Annotated in this window: 12 protein-coding genes, 2 tRNA genes and 1 pseudogene; 12 read left to right on the top strand and 3 right to left on the bottom strand. The window is 60.4% G+C overall.

Annotated elements, in window-relative coordinates; translation table 11 throughout:
• Positions 1–2: 2 nt before the first annotated feature.
• A complete protein-coding gene (locus ACQZ2L_RS00075) occupies positions 3–1,046 on the bottom strand; it encodes a methyltransferase domain-containing protein (RefSeq protein WP_430324229.1) in 1,044 nt (347 codons plus the stop codon).
• Between the two features lie 217 nt (positions 1,047–1,263).
• On the opposite strand from ACQZ2L_RS00075, the gene ACQZ2L_RS00070 reads away from it, so the two are divergent.
• The 4 genes and pseudogenes from ACQZ2L_RS00070 to ACQZ2L_RS00055 all read left to right on the top strand — a co-directional run bounded on the left by ACQZ2L_RS00070 (position 1,264) and on the right by ACQZ2L_RS00055 (position 7,950).
• Positions 1,264–2,226 (top strand): helix-turn-helix domain-containing protein, encoded by a 963-nt coding sequence (locus ACQZ2L_RS00070; RefSeq protein WP_430324228.1) that lies wholly within the window; start codon positions 1,264–1,266, stop codon positions 2,224–2,226.
• Positions 2,227–2,372: 146 nt separating this feature from the next.
• Entirely contained in the window at positions 2,373–5,498 is a 3,126-nt protein-coding gene (locus ACQZ2L_RS00065; RefSeq protein ID WP_430324227.1) for a TonB-dependent receptor domain-containing protein, read from the top strand.
• A gap of 60 nt (positions 5,499–5,558) precedes the next feature.
• Positions 5,559–6,383, top strand: a complete 825-nt coding sequence (locus ACQZ2L_RS00060) for a Slam-dependent surface lipoprotein (protein ID WP_430324226.1) — start codon at positions 5,559–5,561, stop codon at positions 6,381–6,383.
• A 74-nt stretch (positions 6,384–6,457) separates the two neighbouring features.
• A pseudogene (locus ACQZ2L_RS00055) lies at positions 6,458–7,950 on the top strand (surface lipoprotein assembly modifier).
• Between the two features lie 89 nt (positions 7,951–8,039).
• On the opposite strand, the gene ACQZ2L_RS00050 reads toward ACQZ2L_RS00055, so the two are convergent.
• Both ACQZ2L_RS00050 and ACQZ2L_RS00045 read right to left on the bottom strand, forming a co-directional pair.
• Positions 8,040–8,126: transfer RNA gene (locus ACQZ2L_RS00050), tRNA-Leu, on the bottom strand.
• A gap of 80 nt (positions 8,127–8,206) precedes the next feature.
• Positions 8,207–8,293: transfer RNA gene (locus ACQZ2L_RS00045), tRNA-Leu, on the bottom strand.
• 269 nt (positions 8,294–8,562) lie between these two features.
• Here ACQZ2L_RS00045 and rnr point away from each other — a divergent pair.
• The 8 genes from rnr to ACQZ2L_RS00005 all read left to right on the top strand — a co-directional run bounded on the left by rnr (position 8,563) and on the right by ACQZ2L_RS00005 (position 18,227).
• The gene (gene rnr / locus ACQZ2L_RS00040) at positions 8,563–11,217 is read left to right on the top strand and encodes a ribonuclease R (RefSeq protein WP_430324225.1); all 2,655 of its coding nucleotides are present in this window, start codon (positions 8,563–8,565) and stop codon (positions 11,215–11,217) included.
• Complete coding sequence (rlmB, locus tag ACQZ2L_RS00035; protein ID WP_101315960.1) at positions 11,214–11,960, top strand: 23S rRNA (guanosine(2251)-2'-O)-methyltransferase RlmB; 747 nt, start codon at positions 11,214–11,216, stop codon at positions 11,958–11,960. The genes rnr and rlmB overlap by 4 nt, the downstream gene beginning before the upstream one ends.
• Before the next feature lie 258 nt (positions 11,961–12,218).
• Positions 12,219–12,641: a 30S ribosomal protein S6 gene (rpsF, locus tag ACQZ2L_RS00030; protein WP_101315962.1), complete on the top strand. Its 423-nt coding sequence runs from the start codon at positions 12,219–12,221 to the stop codon at positions 12,639–12,641.
• A 28-nt stretch (positions 12,642–12,669) separates the two neighbouring features.
• Positions 12,670–12,900 (top strand): 30S ribosomal protein S18, encoded by a 231-nt coding sequence (gene rpsR, locus ACQZ2L_RS00025; protein WP_101315965.1) that lies wholly within the window; start codon positions 12,670–12,672, stop codon positions 12,898–12,900.
• Between the two features lie 33 nt (positions 12,901–12,933).
• Positions 12,934–13,824 (top strand): hypothetical protein, encoded by an 891-nt coding sequence (locus ACQZ2L_RS00020; RefSeq protein ID WP_430324224.1) that lies wholly within the window; start codon positions 12,934–12,936, stop codon positions 13,822–13,824.
• Positions 13,825–13,844: 20 nt separating this feature from the next.
• Entirely contained in the window at positions 13,845–14,291 is a 447-nt protein-coding gene (rplI, locus tag ACQZ2L_RS00015; RefSeq protein ID WP_101315969.1) for a 50S ribosomal protein L9, read from the top strand.
• A gap of 111 nt (positions 14,292–14,402) precedes the next feature.
• Positions 14,403–15,800, top strand: coding sequence for a replicative DNA helicase (dnaB, locus tag ACQZ2L_RS00010; RefSeq protein ID WP_101315971.1), 1,398 nt, complete (start codon positions 14,403–14,405; stop codon positions 15,798–15,800).
• Positions 15,801–15,932: 132 nt separating this feature from the next.
• Positions 15,933–18,227, top strand: coding sequence for a YgiQ family radical SAM protein (locus ACQZ2L_RS00005; RefSeq protein ID WP_181089620.1), 2,295 nt, complete (start codon positions 15,933–15,935; stop codon positions 18,225–18,227).
• Positions 18,228–18,255 lie beyond the last annotated feature (28 nt).

Genomic DNA, 18,255 nt, shown 5'->3' with positions numbered 1-18,255 from the left:
CATTATTCCTGAGCGCTGCGTGCGATGACGGCGTTCACCGGGGTAACCGGAAAACGCAGCCTGTTGAGTTGCTGTACCGCGCTGAAACCTGCGCCCTGAAGCAGCTGCGCCAGCTCACCCTCGGCCAGTACGTGACGCCCTTGCAGGCGCATGTGCAGGTAGTACGGCAGCACCTGCGCCGCCGCAGCGCGTGCGCTGGGCACCTCGGCCTGGCAGCACAGCAGTACTCCGCCGGGGCGCAGGGCCGCGTGCAGGCGGCGCAACATGGCCGGCAGGTCGTGGACAAAGTGCAGCACCGACGAGCACCAGATCAGGTCGAAGCCGCTGCCGATGTCATCGTGGTTAAGGTCGCCGCCAAGCGCCTGCAGGCGCTCGCCGAGGCCGGCGCGCTGGATGTTGTCGTCCGCCACGGCGGCTGCCTCGGGGTACTCGAAGACCACCCCGGTCAGGTTCGGCAAGCGCTCGGCAAGGGCGATGACAACCAGCCCCGGTCCCCCGCCGAGGTCGAGCACACGCTCCATTCGGGCGCATTCGGGCAGGCGCTCGATCAGCGCGCAGGCCACCTCAGCGGTGACTGCGCGTTGCTCCTGAGCGATCTGCAGGCGGGCGGCATTGGCCCAGCTCTGAGCGATCGCCTGCGGGCTGGCGGACGGCGTCGGCATGCCGCTGCGCAGGTAGTCGCCGAGCTGGCTGCCGGTCTGGCGCAAGACCTGATGGCGGAACAGCAGGGCATCGCCGCAATAGTCACTGGCCTCGGCCCGCAGGTGGCGTTCGGCAGTGGGCAGGTTGCGATACAGCGCAGGCTGCTGCTCATTGCGCTCGAGCAAGCCCTGGCACCACAGCAGCTCCAGCAGATAACTGGTGGCTTGCTGGTCCAGTGCCAGCGCCTCGGCCGTGTGCCGGGCACTGGTGAACTGGCGCAACTGATCGAACACGCCGTACTCAAGGGCTACCCGCAGGGCATCGGCGCCTAGGCCGCCCAGTTGCAGGTCCCAGCAGGCCTGGAGGGGGTGACTGCTACGCAGGTCCTGGTAGTCGCAATTCATCGTTCACCCGCTGTATTGCTCGGGTGCACGCGGCAGTATGGCTTCGCAGGTTTAGGCACGGTAACTCCCTGTATTGGCCGCCTGTATGAAACGAAACAAGGCATGGCCGAATCACTGATAAAGGTGATATATATTAAATGAGAATCATTCAGTATAAGTATGCGAGTCGGAGCCGTTCCTATGCGACGCGCGCTCGCGGACCTTCAGGGAAGTCAGCATGAGCACATTGAAAGGGAGTTGCCGTCTCGGTCTGGATCAAGCGCGCGAGCGCAGCGTGTTGGCTGATGGGCGCCTGCGCATGCAGCTGAGCGAGGACCTGGGCCAGTGCCACTCCGAGCTGTTCCAGCTGGAGCAGGGCCTGTCGCTGGGGCGCTTGCACTACCACCCGCTGCGCCCACTGATCGAAGAGACCTGCGGCCCGCATGATGGCCATGTGATGGTGGTGACCATTGGCCTGCAGGGTAAGTCGGGGTTCACCGGCAAGGATGGCAACCACCTCGCCTTCGAGGCTGGCCACACCACCATCACGGCATTCAAGGCGACCCCCGGCGAGCGCCGCTATCAGGCCAATCAAACCGCCTCGCAGCTGCGCCTGGTGATCGATGAGCAGACCCTGTGCAAGTACGTCGGCGAGGAGCGGGCGGCGCAGGTGTTGGGTACCGGGCATCTGCACCGGCTCGACTTTCGCCCAAGCTCGCAAGCCGCACAGGCGCATGCCGCGGCGTTGGTGCGCTACCTGCAACCCGGCCTGCTCAACCCGGCCAACCGCCTTGATTTGCACATCCATACGCTGAGCCTGTTGGCCGAGCAGTTCAATCTGCTGGCGCCGCAGGACAGCATCAGCTCGGCGCTGAGCAGCAGCGACGTCGAGCGCATCGAGCGCGCGCGCAACCTGCTCTGCGAGCAGTTGCATCAGCCACTGACGGTCGAGTACCTGGCCACGGCAGTGGGGATGAACGAGCACAAGCTCAAGGAGGGCTTTCGCCACCTGTTCGACTCGACTCCGGCGCGCATGCTCCTCGACATGCGCATGCGCAAGGCGATGACCCTGCTCGAGTCTGGCCAGCAAGTGGCGCAGGCCGCATGGCAGGTGGGCTACAAATACCCGAACAACTTTACCGTGGCCTTTACCCGCTACTTCGGCCGGGCGCCGAAGTCGATTTTTGGCAAGAAACGCTAGGCACTGCAGCAAGGAATCTGCGCATAGGTTTTTGTTGTTCTCGCATATCAATCTAAACGAGATTCATTTGCGTTTATCGTTAGTATCACTGCGCCGCCATCCAGCGGCCATGAAACTGCCATGTCACGATAAACACAGGTCTCGCCATGTCTTTGCTCACGCCACCACCATCGCCAACGCGCCTCAAGCCATTGGCGTGGTCGATCCTGCTGACACTGTCCAGCACCGCAGCGCTGGGCGAGGAAAACGCCCCAGGAACTCAGGCGCCCGCGCCGAATATGGGCGCCATCGAGATCGAACTGCCGGCAGGTTTCGAGGATGAGCTGAGCAGGTCAGGTACTTCGCAGCAGGGCCTGCAGGTGCTTGAGGCGCTGGAGGTCAAAGGGGAGTGGGAAGACGAGGCCGAGAAGCGCAAGAACGACGTCTACCGCAAGGACGTCTCCAACGTCTATGTCGGCAAGCAAGACATCGAGCGCTACAAGGGCACCAGTGTGGGTGACCTGTTCAAGGGCTTGAATGGCGTCTACAGCGGAGAGTCACGCAACAGCGGCGCGCTTGATCCGAACATTCGCGGCATCCAGGGCGAAGGGCGGATCCCGGTCACCGTGGATGGTACCGAGCAATCGACCTCGGTGTGGCTGGGCTCGGCAGGGGTCTCCAACCGTAACTACGTCGATCCGAACATGATTGGCGGCATCTCGGTGGAGAAAGGGCCATCGCTGACCGCTGGGGTCAAGAGTGGCATCGGTGGCTCGGTGGAGATCCGCACGCTGGACGCCGAGGATATCGTCCGGCCAGGCGAGACCTACGGACTCGAGCTCAAGAGCGAAACCGCCAGCAATTCGGTAGCGCCCAATGAAGACGGTATGCGCAGCTTCGGCCGCGATTACCGCGATATCGAAGGCGCGTATACCGGCGGCACATCCGTTTATTTCGCCAATGGCGGCGGCATCCGTTACACCCCGCATACCGACTCCCGGTCGGATGACTTCGACTTCGAGGACAATGCCTACCGCATTGCCGCCGCGACCCGCCAGGACAATTTCGATCTGCTTGGCGCTTACAGCTATCGCAAAAAGGGTAACTACTTCAGCGGCAAGAAGGGCAGCAAGCGTTACGAGTCCGAAAGCGGGTATGAGGGCGCTACCGCGGAGAATACGCCGGTGGTGGGCGACACCTCGGCCAACTACCTGGCCAGCTTCTACAACCCGGGTGGCGAGGTAGCGGGCACGTCCAACGAGATGCGCACCACGCTGCTCAAGGGCACGCTGTATTTGCCTGATGAGCAGCGCATCAAACTCTCTTACATGCACAGCGATCTCGAGTTTGGCGAAAGCATCCCTTACATGATCAACGAGGTCATCAAGCAGGTCCCCAGTGGCAGCAACTTTGGTTTTCAGCTGCCTTACAGTGAAGTCAAGCAGGACACGTTTTCAATCAACTACAGCTGGAACCCTGAAGATAACCGCTGGGTCGACCTCCAGGCGGGCTTCTGGCTGACCAAGAGTGACTCCAAGCGCTACCAGAATGGCGAGCAGATATATGCCATTAATGGTATTGGCGGTAGGGGCGATGCCGCCTGGGACAACTATGTGCAATGCCGCTACAGCCTGTTCGGTTGCAATGGCGATAGCGCCATGCCGGACAAGTTGGCCAACACCGACGGGCGCTTCAACTTGTTCTCGCGGGCACTGCAAGTGTCTCAGCATGACCGCTGGGGGGTGACGCTGGGTAATAAAATCCAATTAACAGACAGTTGGATGCTGACGCTGTCCGGGGACTTCAGCAAAGAAAAACTGGAGCAGGGCAACAATCTCGATCAGGAGAGTGGTGGTGTGGTTGCCTACGCCATCAACTATCTGGGGCCGCGAGGCGGCAGGCGCGAGCAGTATAACTTTAGTTTCAATAATGAGTGGGCTGCAACGCCGTGGTTGACGTTTACGGCGGGGGCGCGTTACAGCGATTACAACTCGTTCGATACCACGCTGGATGAGAATCGCAAGGGTAAAGAGCCGGGCTGGGAAGTTAACAGCTATGAAACGGCTAGAGATTTCGGCTACCGAAGGCTACTGAGCGACGAAGAAGCCAGCAATTATGAAAAAACAGTAAGAACCATGGTGGAAAGCTGGGGGCTCGAGACCCCTGCGGAAATCGAAGAGAACGTTGCTGCAGAGCTCGCGAATGCGTCGATAGACGGCATCTATTATGCCCCCGCAGATAACGTACGGATTCCGCTCAAGGGCACGCGGTTGGACAGCAGTGCAAATCCATTCACCAACGGCACCATTAACTTTAGTGAACAGGTGGTCAATGCTCAAGGCAGTGGCCGCACGGTTGCACGTTATTTGACAGCAGGCTCAGGCGGCGGTGTGTACCAGCAGATACCTGAGGATGAGCGTTGGGCAAAGCCGAAGAAGCGCAAAGACAGTGCCTGGGCGCCGATGGCAGGGGTGACCCTCAAGCTGAGTGACAGTGCCAGGGTGTACGCACGGTATGTCGAGTTCATTCGTTTTCCCACGATCTACGAGGACACTCAAGCGTTCTCGGGTAGTCGTTCAAGCATCACATCCAATCAGCCGAGTCCAGAGCATGCGTATAACTGGGAAGTCGGTTATGTCCAAGACTTGCTAGGTTTTGTACCTGAATGGAGGAATGCGGACCTTCGCATCAATTATTACAAGAGTGAGATCAAGGATTATATCGACAGGGACTTCTCTTACAATATTGTCCAGTACGAAAAAAAGCTGCTGTCAGGCATCGAGTTGCAAACACGCTTTGATACCGGTAAGTATTTCAGCAGTTTTGGTGCCAGCTATCGACTGGATCAGCGCCTGTGCGACAAAGACATGGCCAGCACCGTTGATCCCTATTATGGGCGGGTCAAGGAGTGCGTAACCGGTGGCTTCCCGACCACGTTCTCCAGGACCAGCTTGCAGCCTCACTATTCTTTGAACCTGGACAGCGGCATGCGCCTGTTCGATGAGCGCCTGGAGATCGGTGCGCGCATGGTCTATCACAGCAGCGCGAAGAACAAGGAGGAGGCTAAGTGGATCAAGCAGAATCTTGATATGGTCAAAGGCATCAATCAGCCTTACGAGTGGCACCCTATTTGGGTATTCGATACGTACGCGACGCTGCACATCAATAAAAATATCGATGTCGACTTCGGCGTAAACAATATAACCAATCGATATTATCTTGACCCGTTGGCACGCACGGTCATGCCAGCGCCCGGGCGCACGCTCAAGATGGGGCTGACTGCGCGCTTCTAGTTTTTTTGCTGTTTTTCGTACAAAACAGCGTTGTTCTTAAACTATGACAAGGAGAGTGTTGTGAAAAAACTATTTGTAATGACAGCGTTGTCGTTGATGACCTCCGGTGCGTTTGCCGCAACGGTCAGCGGTGGTTCCTCCTCCGATTATGTGCGAGCACTGCCTTCGAACATGATGGCTGTAGGCACAGCGGGTATCGCCATGCCAACGGTAGCCGGTGCTACTGCGAATGCCTCAGCTGTTGTCAGCTTCAAGGCAGGGCCTATTGCTCAAACCAATGCGCTTCTCGGCGGCTATGGCACCACCTCGGCGCTCATCAGCAACCCCGGTACAGGCGCAATTACCTCGCAGACCTGGAAAAACAAGGTTGCTTACAATACCGAGGTTTATGCCTATCGCCAGATCGCAGCGCCGTCCCCCGGCTTCCCGCAATTCGGCGGTGAAGTCATCGCCAAGGTATCGGGTGCCGAGGTGTACTTCGGCGAGTGGGCGCCCGCCAAGAGCGGTACTCAGCCGACCAACAGCACTGACCTGAACCTGTCGCACGCCAACCGTACTGTTTGGTTCGTTGGCGAAAATCCAACTACCAGCATGCCCGCCTTGGTCAATGCCAAGTACAACGTCGTAGGCATCAACCAGTACAACCCAGGTACGGCCGCCGGCGTGACCAGTGGTGTGCTGACCGCCAACTATGGCGGCGGCTCCGGCACCCTGGCGGGTAGTGTCGGTTCCATCAGCTTCGCGGGTACCAGCATCGCTTCGAACGGCTCGTTCGCCAAAGGCAGCCAGATCAAAGGCCAGTTCTACGGCAACAACGCCGAGGCCTTGGCGGGTATCTACACCAGCGGCACCACCAAAGTCGCCTTTGGCGGCGCCAAGCAGTAATACCCCTGTGTAACGGAGGGGGCGCTGCGGCGCCTGCCTCCCACTTTTTTGTCCTTGTCCCTGGATCGATCACCATGCTGCCGTCCATGCGGGTGCACGTCGCCCTGCTGTGTCTCTCGACCCTGTTCTCCACCATGCTGCTGGCCGACGATGACGACACCCGTCTGCTCCTGAACAAGATCGACCGCCGCGCCGAGGCGCGTGAACGGGCCAATATGGGCGCACCCGACCCGGCCGAGAACGACGCATCGCTGATCACTATCGAGGGGCAGACGTACAACGTGCAGAACAGCCTCGCAGACCTCGGCCCGGCTATCTACGTGTCGATCAACCTGCAGCAGTGGAGCAAGGTGCGCCAGTTTGTCGAGCGCTACCGGCAACTGGCCGGGCACGAACAGGCATTGGTGGAAATGGCCGAAGGCCTGATCGATCGGCAGGCGCGCAGGTACAAACAGGCGATCGCTCACCTGCGCCGCGCCGATCAACTGCAGCCCGGCTTCGTCCGTGCTCGGCTGGAGCTGGCGCGCACACTTTTCGAAGACAACCAGACCGCTGAAGCGGAAACGTTGTTCGCCGAGGTTGCCAGTACTGAAGTGCCCGAGGCGGTGCTCGAAGTGCTCGGCCAGTACCGCAGCGCCATCGACAGCCGGCGCGAGTGGCACGGCTCGGCATCGCTGGGGTTTGGCTACAACAGCAATATCAACCAGGGCAATGGCATGCTCACCACCACCCAGGTGTGCACGATCTTCTTCGAGTGCTTTGATTACTCGCGGCAGATGCCCAAGCCGATCAGGTCAGCCAGCACGGTCTATGACGTGGCTGCCGAGCGGCGCTTTCAGTTGGCCGGTAATCACCACCTGCTGGTGCGCGGGCTGAGCTATGGCAACAGTTATGACAAACACAGCGAAACGCAACAGAACCAGACCTGGTACGACGACAACACCACCGTGCTCTACGCCGGCTACAACTTCCAGAGCGCGCTCAATGATGTATCGCTGACGCCCTTGTTCGAAAACTACTACAGCGACCACCACACCAAGTACCAGGCCAGCGGCGTACGCGGCGAGTGGAAGCACAACCTTAGCACCCGCCTGCAGCTCAGCCTGCAACTGCAGAACAAGCATTTTCGCTTTCAGGGTGAACAGCGCGATTATTTCGACGATTACGACGAGCGGCAGGTCGGTACTTCGCTGTCGTACATGCTCGACCCGCGGACCCTGGTATTTACCGGCGTGACCTATACCCGGCGCAGCCAGGATGCCGCCAGCGCCAGCAACCGTGAGTACCTGGCCAGCCTCGGCGCCTATCACAGCTTTGATGCCGGAGTGAATCTGAGTGTCGTCGGCTCTATCGCAAGACCCGTTATGACCAGCCGGATGCGTTTCTCGGCGGCTTGCGCAAGGATCGCCAGCAGATCTACATCGCCAGCCTCAGCGTGCCGCGGCTGGCGTTCGCCGGCATAGTGCCGAGCCTGTATGCCAAACGCACGGTGACGCACAGCAGCATCGACTGGGCCTACGCGTATCGCCAGAGCGAAGTGGCGCTGAAATTCGAGAAGAGTTTTTGAGCGGGGAGGGTTGCTCCGGCCAGTAAAGGCGGGGCATGACAAATCGCGGGCAAGAAAAAACCCACTAGCAAGCTAGTGGGTTTTTAATTTGGTGCCCAGGAGAAGACTCGAACTTCCACGACCTTGCGGTCACTGATACCTGAAACCAGCGCGTCTACCAATTCCGCCACCTGGGCAAAGCTTTACATCTACAGCGTACTGCGATGAATCTCTTGCTGAATCACAGACAGACCTGCTATCTATGCTTCGAAATATTTGGTGCCCAGGAGAAGACTCGAACTTCCACGACCTTGCGGTCACTGATACCTGAAACCAGCGCGTCTACCAATTCCGCCACCTGGGCACACTGTCAAGATTAGAGGATGCTTTACAACATCGCTTATCTCAACTACAACGGCGGTGTCCGTCGTTGTGGTGCGCACTATACGGACGCCATTGGGGGCTGTAAAGCCCTCGTATCAAAAAAAAAGTAAAAAACTCAACACGTTGATTCTGTTGAGCTTCCCTCGCCAACAAGACTGTCAGACGGGGGCTGTCCAACGACGACATTTCCGGTTTCAATAGGCCTATGCCAAACTTCTACTCTATATATACCAAGGTGAACCCCTCCTGATGGCCGATTGGCAATCCCTCGATCCAGAGGCCGCTCGCGAAGCGGATAAATACGACAACCCTATTCCCAGCCGTGAGCTGATCCTGCAGCGCCTTGCCGATCGTGGCGAGCCAGCCGCGCGCGAGGAGCTGGCCGCAGAGTTCGGCCTGCTCGAAGAAGACCAGATCGAAGCCCTGCGCCGCCGCCTGCGCGCCATGGAGCGTGACGGTCAGCTGATCTATACCCGGCGTGGCACCTATGCCCCGGTAGACAAACTGGACCTGATCTGCGGCCGCGTGTCTGGCCACCGTGACGGTTTCGGCTTCCTCATCCCGGATGATGGCAGCGCCGACCTGTTCCTCAGCCCGTCGCAGATGCGCCTGGCGTTCGACGGTGACCGTGCGCTGGCGCGGGTTTCCGGTACCGACCGTCGTGGCCGCCGCGAAGGTGTGCTGGTCGAGATCATCTCCCGCGCCCATGAGAGCGTGGTTGGCCGTTACTTCGAAGAAGGCGGCATCGGCTACGTAACCCCGGACAACCCGAAGATCCAGCAGGAAGTGCTGGTCACAGCCGGTCGCAACGGTGGCGCCAAGATCGGCCAGTTCGTCGAAATCAAGATCACCCACTGGCCAACGCCGCGGTTCCAGCCGCAGGGTGATGTGGTCGAGGTGATCGGCAACTACATGGCGCCGGGCATGGAAATCGACGTTGCCCTGCGCAGCTACGACATCCCGCACGTGTGGCCGCAGGAAGTGGTCAAGGAAGCGCGCAAGTTCCGCTCCGAAGTCGAAGAGAAGGACAAGGAACGGCGCATCGACCTGCGTCACCTGCCGTTCGTCACCATCGACGGCGAAGACGCCCGCGACTTCGACGATGCCGTCTATTGCGAGCCGCAAGGCAAGCTGCGGCTGTTCTCCGGCGGCTGGCGCCTGTACGTGGCGATTGCCGACGTGTCCAGCTACGTACGCCTGGGTTCGGCCCTGGATATCGAAGCGCAGCAGCGCGGCAACTCGGTGTATTTCCCTGAGCGGGTGATCCCGATGCTGCCCGAGGAGCTGTCCAACGGCCTGTGCTCGCTGAACCCGCACGTTGATCGCCTGGCCATGGTCTGTGAAATGACCATCAACAAGTCCGGACAGATGGTCGATTACCAGTTCTGCGAGGCGGTGATCCACTCCCATGCACGCCTGACCTACAACAAGGTCAGCAGCATGCTCGAGCACTCGCGTACCCGTGAAGGCAAGGCCCTGCGCGATGAGTACAGCGAAGTCGTGCCGCACCTGAAGAACCTGCACGCCCTGTACAAGGTTCTGCTGGCAGCGCGTCACACCCGTGGCGCGATCGACTTCGAGACCCAGGAAACCCGGATCATCTTCGGTGATAACCGCAAGATCGAAGAAATTCGCCCGACCGTGCGCAACGAAGCGCACAAGCTGATCGAAGAATGCATGCTCGCGGCCAACGTCGCCACCGCTGCATTCATGCAGAAGCACGAAGTGCCATCGCTGTACCGTGTGCACGACGGCCCGCCACCGGAGCGTCTGGAAAAACTGCGCGCCTTCCTTGGCGAGCTGGGCTTGTCTCTGCACAAGGGCAAGGAGCCTTCGCCGAAGGACTACCAGGCCCTGCTGGCGAGCATCTCCGGGCGTCCGGACTTCCACCTGATCCAGACAGTGATGCTGCGCTCGCTGAGCCAGGCGGTGTACAGCACCGACAACAACGGCCACTTCGGTCTGAACTACGAAGCGTACACCCACTTCACTTCGCCGATCCGGCGTTACCCGGACCTGCTGGTGCACCGTGCCATTCGCAGCGTGATCCGCTCCAAGATCGACACCCCGCACGTCAAACGTGCCGGCGCCGTGGCCATCCCCAAAGCGCGCATCTACCCGTACGACGTTGCCACCCTGGAGCAGATGGGCGAGCAGTGCTCGATGACCGAGCGGCGCGCCGACGAGGCCACCCGTGACGTGGTCAACTGGCTCAAGTGCGAGTACATGAAAGACCGCGTGGGCGAAATCTTCCCGGGCGTGATCACCGCTGTGACCGGTTTTGGTCTGTTCATCGAACTGACCGATATCTACGTCGAAGGCCTGGTCCACGTCAGTGCACTGCCGGGCGACTACTACCACTACGACGCCGTGCATCATCGCCTGTCGGGCGAGCGCACCGGTCGCAGCTTCCGCCTCGGCGACACGGTTGAAGTCAAGGTCATGCGGGTCGACCTCGACGAGCGCAAGATCGACTTCGAAATGTCCGAAGCCACCGTCAATGCGCCGGTTGGCCGCAAGCAGCGCGGCGCTGCCGACACAGCTCCGGCGGGCAAATCCGCGTCGGCAGGCAAAGGTGCTGGCACTGGCAAGCGTGACGTGAAGCAGGACAGCAAGCGCGAGGCTACGTCGCAAGCCAAGCCAGAAGCCAAGGCCGAGCCAGCACCGCGTCGGCGCAAGAACGAAAGTTCGGATGCCTACTTCCCGAGCGATGCCGTGCAGCGCAACGCCGAAGTACGCAAGAGCCGTGAAGTGAAAAAGGCGCTGATGGGCGAAGCCCGCAATGCGCCGACGGCAAGCAAGTCCGGCAAGAGTTCGAGCAAGCCTGCCAGCGACAAGCCAAGCAAACACCGTAAAGGGCCGTCCAAGTCCGGCGCGCCACGCAAGAGCAAGAACAAGTCATGAGTCAGTTGGAAAAAATCTACGGCGTGCACGCCGTGCAGGCGCTGCTGCAGCACCACCCCAAGCGGGTCAAGCAGATCTGGTTGTCGGAAGGGCGCAGTGAGCCGCGTCTGCAAACCCTGCTGGCCCTGGCTGCAGAAAACCGCGTAGCGGTCGGCCAGGCCGAGCGTCGCGAGATGGACGCCTGGGTTGAAGGCGTGCACCAGGGCGTGGTGGCTGAAGTCAGCCCAGCGCAGGTGTGGGGCGAATTGATGCTCGAGGAGTTGCTCGAGCGCACCGAAACCCCGCCGCTGATCCTTGTGCTCGATGGCGTTACCGATCCGCACAACCTCGGCGCGTGCCTGCGCACCGCTGATGCTGCCGGTGCTACCGCAGTTGTGGTACCGAAGGACAAGTCGGCGACCCTGACCCCGGCTGTGCGCAAGGTTGCTTGCGGCGCTGCCGAAGTCATCCCGCTGGTCGCTGTGACCAACCTGGCGCGCACCCTGGAGAAACTCCAGCAGCGCGGCCTGTGGGTGGTCGGTACTGCCGGCGAAGCCGACAAGGAGATCTACCAGCAAGACCTGACCGGTCCGCTGGTGGTGGTCATGGGCGCTGAAGGCAAGGGCATGCGTCGCCTGACCCGTGACCATTGCGACTTCCTGGTGAAGCTGCCGATGGCGGGCAGCGTCAGCAGCCTGAACGTGTCGGTGGCTACCGGTGTGTGCCTGTTCGAAGCCGTACGTCAGCGCCAACTGAAGCGCTGATCCAGTCGTCTGCAGTAATCCCGGCGTAGCTATTTGCTCGCCGGGATCAGCCTGCACCCTGGCGATTCGGGCAGATCCCTGCCGCTGTTCAAATAATCGCCAATCACCTTGCTTGTGCGTCCCGCCTTCTCTACAATTGCGCCCCTTGCCCAGCAGGCAGGCGCGCATGTGCCTTCTGCACAAGGCAAGTCATACAGTGTCATTCACTCCTTGTCTGACCAGATTCCCTGGCAGGCTTCTAACCCGTAAGGAGCATTCATGCGTCATTACGAAATCATCTTTCTGGTCCACCCGGATCAGAGCGAGCAAGTCGGCGGCATGGTTGAGCGTTACACCAAGCTGATCGAAGAAGATGGTGGCAAAATCCACCGTCTGGAAGATTGGGGCCGTCGTCAACTGGCCTACGCAATCAACAATGTTCACAAGGCTCACTACGTGATGCTGAACGTTGAGTGCACTGGCAAGGCCCTGGCCGAGCTGGAAGACAACTTCCGTTACAACGATGCCGTGATCCGTAACCTGGTCATCCGTCGCGACGAAGCCGTTACTGGCCCGTCCGAGATGCTCAAGGCCGAAGAGAACCGCAGCGAGCGCCGTGAGCGTCGTGAACGTCCTGAAGCTGATGGCGCCGATGGCGACGACAGCAATGACAGCGACGCCAGCGATAGCGCTGACGAGTAATCCACGGACCTTTTGAGGAGCCTATTACATGGCACGTTTCTTCCGTCGTCGTAAATTCTGCCGCTTCACTGCTGAAGACGTGAAAGAGATCGACTTCAAAGATCTCAACACCCTGAAAGCTTACGTATCCGAAACCGGCAAGATCGTTCCAAGCCGTATCACCGGTACCAAAGCTCGTTATCAGCGTCAGCTGGCTACCGCTATCAAGCGCGCCCGCTTCCTGGCCCTGCTTGCCTACACCGACAGCCACGGCCGCTGAGGCCTGGCTTTCGACAAGTAGCAAGGGATAAGCATGCGGGCGTTAGCTGATTTCATCATGCGCGGTCGCGTGCAGGCCGCTGTAGTAGTGGCCGGTTGTGCGGCATTGCCGCTGTTGTTCTGGTTGTGTGCCGCCGCTGGGAGCCTGGTGTTCCTGCGGCGCGGTTTCAAGGACGCTTCCTCGGTCATCGTCTGGGGCATTTTGCCGGCGTTGGTCTGGTGGGTCTTCGGCGAGCCGCGCACCTTGATGGTGTTGCTGGGTACGCTGGGGTTGGCTGCGCTGTTGCGCGCCGGGCATTCCTGGAACCGGGTGCTGTTGTCCAGCATTGCACTGGGCCTGTTGTATGGCCTGATTCTCAGTTCGGTGTTCCGTGAACCGATTGAAGCTCTGGCGCGAGCGCTTGAAAAAGCCCTGCCGCAGATGCTCGACGGTCTCTACCAGCAGTTATCGGTAGAGGAGCAGGCACGCCTTGGGAGTCTTGTCGTACCGGTGCTCAACGGCCTGATTGCGGCTTTGCTGCAGGTTGTCAGTGTGTTGTCCCTGATGTTGGGGCGCTACTGGCAGGCCTCGTTGTACAACCCGGGAGGTTTTGGCCGCGAGTTTCAAGCGGTGCGAATTCCCCTGGTGCCAGCGCTGGTATTGCTGGGGTGCATGGTGTTGGGTCCGAACCTCGGTTCTGCCCTGGCGCTGCTCACGCCACTTTGCAGCGTACCGCTCATGTTTGCCGGGCTAGCCCTGCTGCACGGGTTGGTGGCACAGAAACGTCTGGGCAGATTCTGGCTGGTCGGGTTGTACGTGACGCTGGTGCTGTTCATGCAGCTGACTTATCCGCTGCTCGTGGTCCTGGCCATTGTCGATAGCCTGGTTGATTTTCGCGGTCGCAAGTCGCCTCAGGGTGACGATTCCGCGAACGGTGAAGGTTAAAAGTTAAGAGGTTTTACCAAATGGAACTGATCCTGCTGGAAAAAGTCGCTAACCTGGGCAACCTGGGCGACAAAGTTAAAGTTAAAGCCGGTTACGGCCGTAACTTCCTGCTGCCGTTCGGCAAGGCCACTGTTGCCAATGCCGCCAACGTCGCTGCGTTCGAAGAACGTCGCGCCGAGCTTGAAAAAGCTGCAGCCGACAAGAAATCTTCGGCTGAAAGCCGTGCTGCCCAACTGGCCGAGCTGGAAGTGACTATCACTGCCACCGCTGGCGACGAAGGCAAGCTGTTCGGTTCGATCGGCACCCACGACATCGCTGATGCCCTGACCGCCTCCGGCGTTGAAGTGGCTAAAGCTGAAGTTCGTCTGCCGAACGGCACCATCCGTAACGTTGGCGAATACGACGTAGCCGTGCACCTGCACAGCGACGTTGAAGCCACCGTTCGCGTGGTTGTCGTTGCAGCCTAAGCTGTAGCACTCGGCTGGCTCCTCGTGGGCTAGCCGGTTAACATTGGGCGCGGCTCTGCTTTGCAGGCCGTGCCCTTTGTTTTTCTCATCACCCAGAATTCTATTGTGGCCATGAACGAGATCACCCATCCAGAACAGCTAGACCTGCAAACCGCTGCGCTGAAAGTGCCGCCGCATTCCATCGAGGCCGAACAGGCCGTGCTCGGTGGTCTGATGCTGGACAACGAAGCCTGGGAGCGGGTGCTGGATCAGGTTTCGGATGGCGACTTCTATCGGCATGACCACCGCCTGATCTTCCGTGCCATCCACAAGCTGGTTGACCTCAACCAGCCGTTCGACGTGGTCACCCTGCACGAACAGCTCGACCGCGAAGGCCAGTCGAGCCAGGTCGGCGGCCTGGCGTACCTGGCCGAGCTGGCCAAGAACACCCCGTCGGTTGCCAACATCAAGGCCTATGCGGCGATCATTCGTGAGCGCGCCACGCTGCGCCAGCTGATCAGCATCAGCACCGATATCGCCGACAACGCCTTCAACCCGCAAGGGCGCAACGCCGCCGAGATTCTTGACGATGCCGAGCGGCAGATCTTCCAGATCGCCGAGGCGCGGCCCAAGACCGGCGGCCCGGTCGGGGTCAACGACCTGCTGGCCAAGGCCATCGACCGCATCGACACGCTGTTCAACTCCGACAGCGACATCACCGGTATCTCCACCGGCTACACCGACCTGGACGGCAAGACCAGCGGCCTGCAGGCGGCCGACCTGATCATCGTTGCCGGCCGACCGTCGATGGGTAAAACCACCTTCGCCATGAACCTGGTGGAAAACGCCGTGCTGCGCAGCGACAAGGCGGTGCTGGTGTTCTCCCTCGAGATGCCTGGTGAATCGCTGATCATGCGGATGCTCTCGTCGCTGGGCCGCATCGACCAGACCAAGGTGCGTTCCGGTCAGCTTGATGATGACGACTGGCCGCGGTTGACCTCGGCGGTAAACCTGCTCAACGACCGCAAGCTGTTCATCGACGATACCGCCGGCATCAGCCCCTCGGAGATGCGCGCGCGGACCCGCCGCCTGGCCCGTGAACACGGCGAGATCGGCATGATCATGGTTGACTACCTGCAGCTGATGCAGATCCCGGGTTCCAGCGGTGACAACCGTACCAACGAGATCTCGGAAATTTCCCGCTCGTTGAAAGCCCTGGCCAAGGAATTCAACTGCCCGGTCATCGCCCTGTCGCAGTTGAACCGCTCGCTGGAACAGCGCCCGAACAAACGTCCGGTCAACTCCGACTTGCGTGAATCGGGTGCGATCGAGCAGGACGCCGACGTGATCATGTTCGTCTACCGGGATGAGGTCTATCACCCCGAGACCGAGCACAAGGGCGTCGCCGAGATCATCATCGGCAAGCAGCGGAACGGCCCGATCGGTTTTGTCCGCCTGGCGTTCATCGGCAAGTACACCCGCTTCGAGAACCTCGCCCCGGGTGCGTACAACTTCGACGACGACGAGTAGTAACAGCCGGCGGTGCTGCTGCGCCGCGCGAGCCCCTCATCATGAATCCGACCATTACCGTCGGATTTGATCAAAATTTGTGCTATATTCCGCGCCCGCGATTTCCCTGCACACCAAGAACCGGTCACTGACATGCACGCAGCCAAACCACTTTACGACTATCCCAAGTACTGGGCCGAATGCTTCGGGCCAGCGCCTTTCCTGCCGATGAGCAGGGAGGAGATGGATCAGCTCGGCTGGGATTCCTGCGACATCATCATCGTGACCGGTGATGCCTACGTCGACCATCCGTCGTTTGGCATGGCCATCATCGGCCGCCTGCTCGAAGCCCAGGGCTTCCGCGTCGGCATCATCGCCCAGCCGAACTGGCAGTCCAAAGACGACTTCATGAAGCTTGGCGAGCCGAACCTGTTCTTCGGCGTCGCGGCCGGCAACATGGACTCGATGATCAACCGCTACACCGCTGACAAGAAGATGCGCTCCGACGACGCCTACACCCCTGGTGGTCTGGCCGGCAAGCGCCCTGACCGTGCCAGTCTGGTGTACAGCCAGCGCTGCAAGGAAGCCTACAAACATGTGCCGATCGTACTCGGCGGCATCGAGGCTTCGCTGCGCCGCATCGCCCACTACGATTACTGGCAGGACAAGGTCCGCCATTCGATCCTGATCGACGCCTGCGCTGACATCCTCCTGTTCGGCAACGCCGAACGTGCGGTAGTTGAAGTCGCCCAGCGCCTGTCCAATGGCGAAACCATCGAGCAGATCACCGACGTGCGCGGCACCGCCTTCGTGCGCCGCGACACCCCGGCTGGCTGGTTCGAAATCGACTCGACGCGCATCGACCGTCCGGGCAAGGTCGACAAGATCATCAACCCGTACGTGAACACCCAGGACACCCAGGCCTGCGCCATCGAGCAAGCCAAGGGCGAGGTCGAAGATCCGAACGAAGCCAAAGTGGTGCAGATTCTCGACAGCCCAGGCATGACCCGCGACAAGACCGTGCTCCGCTTGCCCTCATTCGAGAAGGTGCGCAACGACCCGGTGCTGTACGCCCACGCCAACCGCGTTCTGCACCTGGAAACCAACCCGGGCAACGCCCGTGCGCTGGTGCAAAAGCACGGCGACGTCGACGTCTGGTTCAACCAGCCGCCGATTCCGATGACCACCGAAGAAATGGACTACGTGTTCGGCATGCCCTATGCCCGTGTGCCGCACCCGGCCTACGGCAAGGAGCGCATCCCGGCCTACGAGATGATTCGCTTCTCGGTGAACATCATGCGCGGCTGCTTTGGCGGCTGCACCTTCTGCTCGATCACCGAGCATGAAGGCCGCATCATTCAGAACCGCTCGCACGAGTCGATCCTCAACGAGATCGAGGAAATGCGCGACAAGGTGCCGGGCTTCACCGGCGTGGTCTCCGACCTTGGCGGGCCGACCGCCAATATGTACCGCATCGCCTGCAAGAGCACCGAGATCGAGAAGCACTGCCGCAAGCCGTCGTGCGTGTTCCCGGGCATCTGCGAGAACCTCAACACCGACCACACTTCGCTGATCGAGCTGTACCGCAAGGCCCGTGCCTTGCCAGGCGTGAAGAAGATCCTGATCGCTTCGGGCCTGCGCTACGACCTCGCGGTCGAGTCGCCTGAGTACGTCAAGGAGCTGGTCACCCACCACGTCGGCGGTTACCTGAAGATTGCCCCGGAGCACACCGAGCGTGGCCCGCTGGACAAGATGATGAAGCCGGGCATCGGCAGCTACGACCGCTTCAAGCGCATGTTCGAGAAGTACTCGAAAGAGGCCGGCAAAGAGCAGTACCTGATCCCGTACTTCATCGCCGCGCATCCAGGCACCACCGACGAGGACATGATGAACCTCGCCCTGTGGCTCAAGGGTAACGGCTTCCGTGCCGACCAGGTGCAGGCTTTCTACCCATCGCCAATGGCCTCGGCTACGGCCATGTACCACTCGGGCAAGAACCCGCTGCGCAAGGTCACCTACAAGAGCGAAGGCGTCGAGATCGTCAAGAGCGACGAGCAGCGCCGGCTGCACAAGGCGTTCTTGCGTTATCACGACCCGAAAGGCTGGCCGATGCTGCGTGAAGCGCTGGAGCGCATGGGCCGCGCCGACCTGATCGGCCCGGGCAAGCACCAGTTGATCCCGCTGCATCAGCCGCAGACCGATGGCTACCAGAGTGCACGGCGCAAGAACTCCACGCCGAGCGGCAGCCACAAGGTTGGCAAAGAGCAGAAGATCCTGACTCAACACAACGGCCTGCCGCCCCGCGCCAGCGATGGCAGCAAGCCCTGGGACAAGCGCGAGAAGGCCAAGGCCGAGGCATTTGCGCGTAACCAGCAGGCCGCCAAAGAGCGCAAGGAAGCGGCCAAAGGCGGCGTCAAGAAGCCGCGTCAGCCAGCTGTTCCGCGATGACTTGGTGAATGGGGCTGCTTTGCAGCCC

The organism is Pseudomonas shirazensis (assembly GCF_050496565.1).
Taxonomy (GTDB): Bacteria; Pseudomonadota; Gammaproteobacteria; order Pseudomonadales; family Pseudomonadaceae; genus Aquipseudomonas; species Aquipseudomonas shirazensis_A.
Note: the sequence above shows the minus strand (reverse complement) of the source record. Positions and strands in the feature narration are given on the sequence as shown.